The 10129-nt window shown below is 45.8% G+C and carries 8 protein-coding genes and 1 pseudogene; 8 read left to right on the top strand and 1 reads right to left on the bottom strand.

Annotated elements, in window-relative coordinates; translation table 11 throughout:
- Nucleotides 1–87: 87 nt before the first annotated feature.
- Nucleotides 88–1356 (bottom strand): hypothetical protein, encoded by a 1269-nt coding sequence (locus J7529_RS23575; RefSeq protein WP_318731004.1) that lies wholly within the window; start codon nt 1354–1356, stop codon nt 88–90.
- Nucleotides 1357–1418: 62 nt separating this feature from the next.
- Here J7529_RS23575 and J7529_RS23570 point away from each other — a divergent pair, with 62 nt between their 5' ends.
- The 8 genes and pseudogenes from J7529_RS23570 to J7529_RS23540 all read left to right on the top strand — a co-directional run.
- Nucleotides 1419–1931 (top strand): hypothetical protein, encoded by a 513-nt coding sequence (locus J7529_RS23570; protein WP_318731003.1) that lies wholly within the window; start codon nt 1419–1421, stop codon nt 1929–1931.
- Between the two features lie 132 nt (nt 1932–2063).
- Nucleotides 2064–3203: a hypothetical protein gene (locus tag J7529_RS23565; protein ID WP_318731002.1), complete on the top strand. Its 1140-nt coding sequence runs from the start codon at nt 2064–2066 to the stop codon at nt 3201–3203.
- Between the two features lie 298 nt (nt 3204–3501).
- Nucleotides 3502–4224 (top strand): hypothetical protein, encoded by a 723-nt coding sequence (locus tag J7529_RS23560; RefSeq protein WP_271938826.1) that lies wholly within the window; start codon nt 3502–3504, stop codon nt 4222–4224.
- A 228-nt stretch (nt 4225–4452) separates the two neighbouring features.
- Nucleotides 4453–5829 (top strand): hypothetical protein, encoded by a 1377-nt coding sequence (locus tag J7529_RS23555; protein ID WP_318731001.1) that lies wholly within the window; start codon nt 4453–4455, stop codon nt 5827–5829.
- A 52-nt stretch (nt 5830–5881) separates the two neighbouring features.
- Nucleotides 5882–6304 (top strand): putative toxin-antitoxin system toxin component, PIN family, encoded by a 423-nt coding sequence (locus J7529_RS23550; protein WP_318731000.1) that lies wholly within the window; start codon nt 5882–5884, stop codon nt 6302–6304.
- 7 nt (nt 6305–6311) lie between these two features.
- Nucleotides 6312–6530 carry a toxin-antitoxin system HicB family antitoxin gene (locus J7529_RS23545; protein WP_271938816.1) on the top strand — a complete coding sequence of 73 codons (219 nt, stop codon included), beginning with the start codon at nt 6312–6314 and terminating at the stop codon, nt 6528–6530.
- Nucleotides 6531–6696: 166 nt separating this feature from the next.
- Nucleotides 6697–6939: pseudogene (locus J7529_RS24940) on the top strand (four helix bundle protein); the annotation flags it as partial.
- 36 nt (nt 6940–6975) lie between these two features.
- A partial coding sequence (locus J7529_RS23540) for a WD40 repeat domain-containing protein (RefSeq protein ID WP_318730999.1) occupies nt 6976–10129 on the top strand: 3154 nt, incomplete at its 3' end.

Below are 10129 nucleotides of genomic sequence, written 5' to 3'. Positions count from 1 at the left end.
AGGTACAGCTTGAAGCCTTAGAACCTAAGCCATACAAGCTATTGCAAAGCAAGCCTATTGCCTATTCCCTAGCGCGAAGGGCTATAGTCATGTTTTTGGCTTCTCGTGGGGAGCAAAAGGATTCACCACTTGTAAAAAGTCTTTCGGAGGCCCAAGAACGGGTTGGGTAGAAGGTGCAGGTTGGGTGGGACGCGCTTCACCCATTCCTAGGTGGCCTTTTTCTAGGGTTCCAACAACTAAAGAACCGATATAATCGGCACTGGTATAGGATTTTTCAATGCAGTTATGGATATTGACTAAATCTTCGTCATCAATAATGCCGTTGCTGGTGGCTTTATAGAACTGTACGGTGATACGGATGGGATAGTTGGGGTCTCGTTCGAGTTTGTGACCCCCAAGTTCTAAATGTTCGCCTTCATCCTCTCCATGGCCAATGACGGCATCTTCCATATCGCTCTCTTCCAAGGTTATCCCCCGGCACTTCTCCTCTAGCATAAAATCACAGCTACCAGCAGCCATAGACAGGAAGGGAGAATCTTGTTTTTGTTTTAAGGGAACTTGCACAATCATTACCCTATTCACATCTTCGGCAACGGTGACTTGGCTACGAGCTTCTTCTAGGGAAATGCCTTGACGACTGGCAATTTCTTGAGCTTGGTGGTCTTTGTAGTCGCTTAGGCGCTCTCCCGTGAGGCAAGTCTTTTGACCGTTGTTGTTGAAATAGACATTTTGTCCCCATTGGGCGCGATCGCTATTATTATCGAGTACAGTTGCACTACTGCCTTCTGTCGTGATTAGAATCGCCAGAACGGCCGGACTATCCTTACGAGATTGATAATTAAACAGAACCGGGTTAAACTCGCATTTCCCTTGTTGAGGAATGGGAAGAAAGCAGGCTTGAGCGCTAACTAAAATGTGGGTATCCTTATCCGTTACCAGGGATTTGTTTTCAGGATCATATTTCTCTGGATAACTAATATATTCAGAGAGATTATTCAGGTATTCTTTCAACGAGATTGCCTCTAGGTCTTCTCCCTGTTGATTTCCGACTTTGAGGTAGACATACTCTAGAGGCAAATCACCCGTTTTATCGGTAAAGTTAGGATAGCGAATAACGGGTAAGAGTTCTTTCTTCTGGGAATTATTGCCATGGCGCACTTGTAGTGTCATATCAGTAATATTGGGCCCCCAGACAGAACCCGCAGTCCGGGCAGCATCTTCCCACATGACGTTAACGACATTCAGTCCGAGGATGCGGGCGCGATCGCACAGTTCACTCTCTTGAGGCATCCGGACAACCTTGTTAATCGTCGTTTCAAATCCCTGATTGCCATTGATCATTTCTGCTTCACTCAAATAAACGTTAATTGCCCCTAACTGTTCACTATTATAGATAAGCCCGATAGGGAGAAACCAAAATGATTTTTAGAACCGCTTTAGGACTAACCTTAGTCGGCGCTCTCCTGTTGGCCGGATGTGAGGCCCCCCCGAATCCGGACATCAAACAAGCCTCATCTGCAATGGCTCAAATGGCGACTCCTAAAATGCTCTCTCGTTCCTGCTTTTATCTCATTTATCCTAATGGCAAGCCTTCAGAGTTTGTTCGTTATCTCTTTTCTGATTTAGGTGCAGCAGAGTGGCCGATTGCGTTTGATGAAATGGAAGAGGAACAGATGAAATCAGCTCGCATCACTCCCTTACCCAGAACCGTGAGAGTTTCGGCTCTGAAACGAGAATATCCTGAAGAAAAAGAGCTAGTCTTGATTCCGGATGATGAAAATAGCCAGATTATCGCTCAGGGATATTTAGCTAATGAAACTGCTTCCAACTGGGAAAGTAAGTGGAATTTGGCGATCGCGAGTCCAGATGAAGCCACCCAACAATTGTGTCGCTCGAATATCGAGTTAGGTATTGATGCAGGAACTCAATAGATTTCTTGGGGAATAGGGAATGGGGAAAAACTTTTTACCGATTACTCTTCTGCTCTGTTGATCGCTTTAAATGTTGACCAGAGGATTTTTAGACTACCATAGGTAACAAAGCTATCCTCACCGAACAGAGCTATGAATATCAAGAGAGACCTACTACTCACTACCCTCTTGAGTGCTGGAGTATTGAGTTTTACTCCGATCGCCTTTGCTGCGAGTAATGAGTTGCCCAATGGTTGGATTGTGCAGGTGGAAGGGAAGGGAGAACTGGAGCGCCAAGATGGACGTAGAGTAAGAGCTAGATTAGGAATGCCGGTGTTTGCAGGCGATCGCCTGTTAGCTACGGATGGCTCCCTGTTAGTCCAATGTTTGAATTTAAGTTTACAGGCGATCGCTTCAGGAGAACAAAAACCGAATACTTGCATCAGTCAAGCTGAAAAGACAGAAGATGAACCTGAATGTTCTCCGGGTTCCTATGGTTGTCCTCATCGAGGTGATAGGGATTTTCAACTACACGCTGATGTACCCTATATTATTAGCCCTCGACGCACGTATCTGAGAACCTCAACGCCTCGCTTTCGTTGGCATTCAGTTCCCAATAGCCAAAGCTATACAGTCATTTTGAAAGGGGATGGGGTCGAGATTTGGCGCACCACAGTAGAAGTGGGTTCTGTAGAAGCAGGTTTGGAACCTATTCCCACAGAAATAATATATTCTGGCGATCGCTCTCTGGAGGCGGGAATCAGCTACACCCTACAAATTGAAACAGATCAAGGTGCTTCTTCTCTCGATGCACAACCCATGGCTGGAGGAATTCATTTCCAGATTCTAGAACCAGAAAAACAAGCCGAATTCTCTTTAAAAGAAGCCCAAATTCGGCAACAGTCTCTCGATCCTGCGGCTGAACATTTAGCGTTAGCGCGACTCTATTTGAATTTTGACTTAATCGCTGAGGCGATCGCACATTTAGAATCAGTGGTGAGTAACGATATCGAGGGAGCCAGCATATACCGACAATTAGGGGATTTATATTTATTGAATTTGGGGCTGGTTCCTCTAGCTCAAGCGTATTATCAACAAGGCTTGAATCAGATCGCTTCCGATAATTTAGAAGATCGAGCGGCGATCGCCCATGGTCTCTCTCAAATTTATCAGGTAATGGGCGATCGCTCCCAAGCCCTCGATTGGTTAACTGAAGTTCAACAAGGATATCAAACGTTAGGATATACTCAGAAACTCGAAGACATTCGTAAAGAATTACGCATTTTAGAATAATTTTAACCCCTGCTTAACGAGGAGAGTATGATTAAAAGATTCTAAACCTCCCAATCTGTGTTTCTATTTATATCTTAAAGTTTGTTCAAAAAGGGATGTGATACGCTGAGTGTACCAGAGATTATAGCGTTTTTTTCGTCTATAAGGTGTAGATTGAAGCCTTAGACTCTAAGCAATACAAGCTATTGCTAGATTGCCTTGTACCTATTGCCTAGCGTGAAGCGCTATAAATACTCTATTTATTCGGTTCAGGTTCTCTCAGGCAACTGATGATTAAATTGAAAGGAAGTCTACAATTATGGAATCAAACCTGCAACGTTCTCTGCAAAAGTCTCTACTTGGTGTTCCAGAGTACCTTAGTATAGGCTGGTCAGAGTTCACTAAAAATATTCAAATCTTTTGCATTTTTACGCTGATCACTAATTTACCCCTTTTACTCTCAGAGCAGCTCTCTGGTGGCCTAGCCATACTGCTTGCTATCATTGGCAATGTCCTGTTGATCGTAGTTGGACTAGCTGTACCCAATGTGGTTGAGCGCTCCATTCGAGGTCAGAGTGTAGAGATGATGGCAGTATTGGAAAATGCTGCCCCTAAGTTTTTTATTGCATTTATTGTCAGCATCGTCGTATCTATTCTTGTTGCACTGGGCTTCATCGTATTGATCATTCCTGGTATCTGGCTGTCTATTCGGTACAGCTTTACCTACTATGCTATTGCATTACGTGATTGTGGTTTCGATGCCATGGGCTATAGTCAAGGTCTGGTTAAAGGTCGTTGGTGGGCTGTATTTGGACGATTCGTACTTTTAGGGTTATCTGTTTTCATCCCTATTCTACTTTTGACTTTTGCCGCAGGTATTATTAGTGGTCTCCTCGGTATGGTTGGGTTAACGATTGCTGCCTTAGCAGTCTTGTACTTAGCTATCGGGATAATTGGCTATTATTTTGCCACTGTATCTGTGATTATGTTCTTGAATTTCGACTACACAGCTCAAGGCTCTGCTGGCTCAGTTGGAGGATAGTACTATAGCAGTGCATGAGGTATTTAGGAGGATTATGGTATTGTTTGAGGCAATAGGGAATAGGCAATAAAAATTCTCCTAACTCTCCTTTTCGCTGCTTATATCACGTTTTTTTGTCAACTTGAAAGTCCCTCTCTTGCAGGAGAGGGATTTCTCTTACCTCCTACTGGGGGATGAAGGGGAACCCCTCAATACCACTCGTTGAATTAGACCATGAGTCGTTAATCTATGCCCTTTGATTTTATTCGGTTTCTTAAAGCGACTAAACCGAGCGATACTATTGATGTTAGCGATCGCGAACAAAGAAAGCTCTATATTGATTTTACTCAGGTAAGAGGCGATCGCGTTATTACCGAGTTATTTGAGCATATTACTGAGATCTATCCCGATGAACCCACCTGTAATCTCTTTACTGGACATATTGGCTGCGGTAAATCAACCGAACTATTGAAGCTCAGAACGGAATTGGAAGAAGCCGGATTTTATACCATTTATTTTGAATCCAGCGAAGACTTAGAATTAGCAGATGTAGATATTGGAGATGTATTATTGGCGATCGCCCGTCGAATTTCCCAGGGACTCGAAGAACTACAACTTCCCCCAGCCACAGGACTACGGGGATTCTTAAACCGAACCACGGATTTATTACAAAAGGAATTTAATCTCACAGAAGCAGAAATTGGCATTCCTGAAACTGAAAAACTGCCTCAAATCGGTGTTAAAGCCAATTCAGAAGGCTTTTCATTAGGCATGGGAATTGCTAAAATTACTGCCAAAGCGAAAGAAGATACTCAACTGAGACAGAAGCTTAATCAATTTTTAGGGCCGCAGAAAACCGAGTTAATCAAAGCCATTAACCAAGAACTGATTCAGCCTGCCATTGAATGCTTAAAACAACAAAACAAGCAAGGATTAGTTGTCATTGTTGATAACTTAGACCGCATTGATGCCACCCGAAAATCTTGGGATCGTCCTCAACAAGAATACTTGTTTATCGATCAAGCCGAATTCCTGCAAAAATTCCAATGCCACCTAGTCTATACCATGCCCTTATCATTACGATTTTGTGATGAATACAACCGTTTAACAACCCGCTATCCCGATTCACCGAAACTCTTGCCTATGGTACGGCTTAAGAATCGCGATCGCCAAGATTGTCCTCAAGGAATGGAGAAAATGAGGCAAATGGTTTTAGCCAGAGCTTTCCCCAATTTGACTGAAGCAGAACGACTGAATAAAGTTGTAGAAATATTTGATCATTCCTCCAGTTTAGACCATCTCTGTCGTACCAGCGGCGGTCATGTCCGGGAATTACTGCAACTGTTAACTGAGTGGATTCCTAAAGACCGTAAAAAAGGAAAACTTACCCGTGAAAGTTTAGAATTTGTCATCCGCCAGCGACGCAGTAATATGATGTTGCAGATTGATGAATCTGAATGGGAATTGTTGCGACAGGTACAACAGACTCAGCAGGTAAGCGGCGATGAACATTACGATAAATTAATTCATTCTCGTTTAGTATTTGAGTATCAAGAAGATGGAGTTTCTTGGTTTGACATCAATCCTATTTTGGAAGGCGCGGAACAATTGGGGAATAGGGCATAGGGGCGATCGCCATTCCCATCCCTAATGATGGCGTATATGCTATCATTGGCTCATGTCTAGCAAGCTTGTGATTGACACCAATGTTTTTGTCAGTGCCTTGATTAGTCCGGATGGAGTCAGTCGTGCTGTGCTTCGTGCCTGCTTACAAGGCAAGTATCAACCTCTGATGGGAACGGCTTTGTTTTTGGAGTATGAGTCCATTCTGTCGAGGTCAGAAGTCATGGCACGTTGTCCGCTACCGAGAGTAGATGTTGAAGCATTGCTGGCTGCTTTAATGTCGGTGAGTCAATGGGTTCAGGTGTATTACTTATGGCGGCCAAACTTGAGGGATGAAGGGGATAATCATTTGATTGAGTTGGCGATCGCAGGAAATGCTGAGGCAATTATCACCCAAAATGTTAAAGATTTCCAGAGGGCTGAACTCATCTTTCCCCAGCTTTCTATTCTTTCCCCTGAAGCCTTGATTATGGAGTAAGTATAATATGGCAACCTTAACTATTCGTTTACCCGATGACAAACATTCTCGCCTGAAAGCACTGGCTCAATCTCGTGGCATGAGTGTGAATAAACTAATGGAGGAACTCTCAACACTGGCACTAGCTGAGTTTGATGCTCAGACACGCTTTCAAGCCTTGGCAATGCAGGGTGATGTGGCGCAGGGTTTAGAGATTTTGGAGCGGTTGGATGCTTTGAATCAATGATACAGTGCTTTGGGCTGTGATAGGAGGATAGAGGGAATGGGGAATGGGGGAAATGGATATACAAGAGAGAACGGAACATTTTGCGGTGCGAGTGATTAGCGCTTATGTAGAATTGAGTAAAAGGAATTATGATGATGCCGGAAAAGTATGAGCTAAACAGTTTTTAAGAAGTGATACATCGATTGGAGCTAACTGTGCCGAAGCTACTTATGCTCAATCTCGAAACGATCTGATTTCTAAATATTCTATAGCCATTAAAGAAGCATCAGAAACTCAATACTGGATTAAAATTATGATTAATGCTCAACTTGTTTCTCAAAAAAAGTTTACTGCAATGCAAGACGAGTTAACCACCATCATCAAGATTCTAACCACTATCATCAAAAAACTAAAATCAAGTTATCCATAAAAAACTCCTATTCCCCATTCCCTATTCCCTAACCTCATGATTGCTCTCAGTCCTGAAAATCTGGATATTCTAGACAACCTCAACTGGATGCTTGAAGCTTCTCGCGGTGAGTTTGCGCTGATGATTGCTTGTTGTAATTATGGCGATTTGCAGCAGGGGTTAATTGATGAGTTGGTGAAGATGTCAGCCTTACACATCAAGGTAGTGAAATTGCAGGAAGGGGAGACTTCTTTATTAAATGCGCTACACCGAGAAGGATCTTATCAAGAAACATCGGGGGGAAATGAAAATCCTATTCCCTATTCCCTAATTCTTACGGGTTGGGAGCGAGTCGAGCAACTGGAGAAACTGTTGGCTTCTGTGAACCAGGTGCGGGAGTCTCTGAAGGGGGAGTTTCCTGTGCCGATGGTGTTTTGGGTGAATCAGGGCGTGCTGAAAACGTTGCTCAAATCGGCTCCGGATTTGGCAAGTTGGGCAAGTCACTATCAATTTCGGCTTCCTTCAGCCGCACTGAATGACTGGTTAGCCGAGCAGGTAGAACATTTTCAAAGGAATGGGGGGATTTGTACTCCGGAAGAAGCGAAGGAACTGGCAATGGCATTGGAGGCGGTGCAACGGGATATGGAAGAGGAGGGAGCAACCCTGAGCGCGGAAGGGAGAGCGCATCTAGAACTGTTGTTGGGGTTGGCTGGTGTGCCTTATGGGGATAATCGCCAGATTGAGAAAGCTATTGGGCATTATCAACGGGCGCAGGAGATGTGGGAAGAGCAGGGAAATCTGGAGCAACAAGGCTATGTGTGCAGTCAGTTGGCGTATGCCTATTTTCGGAAAGCGTTTCCGACAAGGGAGAATGTGCAGTTTGTGCCGCCGAAGTTATTTAATGAACTGGTAGAGGAGCAACGGCGAGAGGGTTCTGAGTGGCAGGTGGCGTATGGGTATGTGCAGCGAACGTTGGCACTGTGGGAAGAGGCGGGAGAGTTGGAGAATGTGGCGAGGACGTTTCATCGCTGGTTGGGAATCTTGCGGTATTTGCAGCATTGGGAGTTGTTGGCACAGTTGGCGTGTCAGGTAATTCCGTTGCATGAAGATGAGGAGAAATGGCCGAAGCGTTATCTATTGCGGGATTATTCGGTGTTAGCAGAGGTGGCGTTTGAGCAGGAGCAGTGGGAGGAGGCAGAGCAGTGGAGCGAGAAGGTATTACAGGAAGCTCCAGAAGACTCGACTCAATATTATATGGTGCTGTCGCGGTTGATTTTGGCGAAGGTTTATCGCCGTCGGGGAGAGAGGGATGCAGCTATTGAGCAGTTGCAGAGGGTGCGGGAGTCGGGGGTAGAGCGTGCGCCGAGGCTGCATGTGGAAGTATTGCAGGTGTTGAGAGACCTGTTGTTTGAGCGTAAGGACTATTGGGAAGCCTATGAGGTGAAGCGAGAGTTACGGACGGCGGAGTTTGAGTATAATTTTCGCGGGTTTGTGGGGGCGAGTCGCTTGAAACCCAGACCCCATCAACGGGGGGTGGCGACGGAAATTCGGGCGGCTGGGAGAGAGAAGGCGGTTGAGGAGTTGGTGGAGCGGATATTGGATACCTCTCATGTGGTGACGGTGATTTATGGATATTCGGGGGTGGGGAAGAGTTCGCTGTTGCAAGCGGGGTTGGTTCCGGCGTTGGCAGAGAAGGTGCATCAAGACCGGATTGTTCCGATTGTGTTGCGGCGATATGAGGATTGGCAAGGGCAGATTGGGGAGCAATTGAGGGAATGGGGAATAGGTGGAGAGGGACACGGAAACACGGAGACACGGAGACACGGAGATGGGGAAGAGAGGGAAGATGGGGAGCGGGGAATGGGGAATGGGTGGACTGAGGCGGATTTGTTGCGGGTGTGGCGAGAGGCAGAGCGTTCCCATGAGCGCATTGTGTTGATTTTTGACCAGTTTGAGGAGTTTTTCTTTCGGTTTCGGACAAAGCCGGAGCGCAGGGCGCTGTTTGGGTTGCTCTCGGAGGGGTTGGAGCGCTGTCCTAAGTTGCAAGTGGTGATCTCGATTCGCCAGGATTATATTCATTATTTGTTTGAGCAACGGGAACTGCAACGGGTGGGGGATGTGCTGGGTAAGGAGAATGCTTATCCGTTGTCCTATTTTCAGCCGGAGGAGGCGGTGCAGATTATTCGGCGGTTGACCCAGAAGACGAGCTTTCATCCGGAAGAGGAACTCTTGGAGCGTCTGGTGCAGGATTTGGCGGGAGAGACGGAAGAGGTGATTCCGATTGAGTTACAGATTGTGGGCAGTCAATTGGAAGACAGTTATATTACGCGGTTGGAGGAGTATGAGCGGCTGTATGAGGGGGTGTTGGAGCCGAAAACGGAACTGGTGCGGCGTTATATTGAGACGGTTGTTCAAGATTGTGGCACAGAACATGAGCGATCGGCCTATTGGCTGTTGTTTCTGTTGACGGATGAAGATTTGCGCCGCCCGGTGAAGACGGAGCCGGAACTGGAACGGGAGTTACGGAAAAAGATAGAGGTGGCAGACTTACCCCTGGTGCTGAAGATTTTAGTGGGTTCGGGGTTGGTGCTGTCGATAGAGGAGCGAGGGGAACAGTGCTATCAGTTGGTGCATGACTATTTGGTGCGCTATGTGCGCGAGCAAGCACCGGAACTGCGACAGTTGCAGGAGAAACTGAAAGAGGAGCAAACCAAACGGGAAGAAGCGGAACGCAGTTTAGCTGAGATTGAGAAGAGGGTACGGCAGAGCCGTTGGCAATTAAGGTTCACATCTCTGGCCTCAGTGCTGATTATTGCTGGTACAGGTGGGTTGGTGTATCGAGCTAGGGTAGAGCGCAAACTCGCCCTAGACAGTATTCGATGGGAACGGTTGGGTATTAAAGTCCTACGGCAATTTGAGAATGTACCCAGTCAGCAGTTAGAGACTCTTGTTTTTGCCCTACAAATCACTCAAGAGTTGTACTCTCAAGTGATTAATCAATCTGTGACTGAGTATGTCGCCTATAGTCCAATTTCAGCATTGCAACAAATTACCCAAACGATCAGGGCGCAGAATCAAATTCCTCACCAGAGTAAGGTCAGGGCAATAGCCTTTTCCCCTGACGGACGTTACCTGGCTACTAGCAGCGATGACAAAACAACCAAAATCACAGAAGTCGAGAATGGAAGAACTTTACACACCATTATTCACC

This window comes from Roseofilum sp. Guam, from assembly GCF_017746735.1.
Taxonomy (GTDB): domain Bacteria; phylum Cyanobacteriota; class Cyanobacteriia; order Cyanobacteriales; family Desertifilaceae; genus Roseofilum; species Roseofilum reptotaenium.
Note: the sequence above shows the minus strand (reverse complement) of the source record. Positions and strands in the feature narration are given on the sequence as shown.

Excerpts from the sequence above, each read along its gene's own strand:
- J7529_RS23570 (WP_318731003.1), top strand. The coding sequence starts at position 1,419 with ATGATTTTTAGAACCGCTTTAGGACTAACCTTAGTCGGCGCTCTCCTG.
- J7529_RS23565 (WP_318731002.1), top strand. The coding sequence starts at position 2,064 with ATGAATATCAAGAGAGACCTACTACTCACTACCCTCTTGAGTGCTGGA.
- J7529_RS23560 (WP_271938826.1), top strand. The coding sequence starts at position 3,502 with ATGGAATCAAACCTGCAACGTTCTCTGCAAAAGTCTCTACTTGGTGTT.
- J7529_RS23555 (WP_318731001.1), top strand. The coding sequence starts at position 4,453 with ATGCCCTTTGATTTTATTCGGTTTCTTAAAGCGACTAAACCGAGCGAT.
- J7529_RS23550 (WP_318731000.1), top strand. The coding sequence starts at position 5,882 with ATGTCTAGCAAGCTTGTGATTGACACCAATGTTTTTGTCAGTGCCTTG.
- J7529_RS23545 (WP_271938816.1), top strand. The coding sequence starts at position 6,312 with ATGGCAACCTTAACTATTCGTTTACCCGATGACAAACATTCTCGCCTG.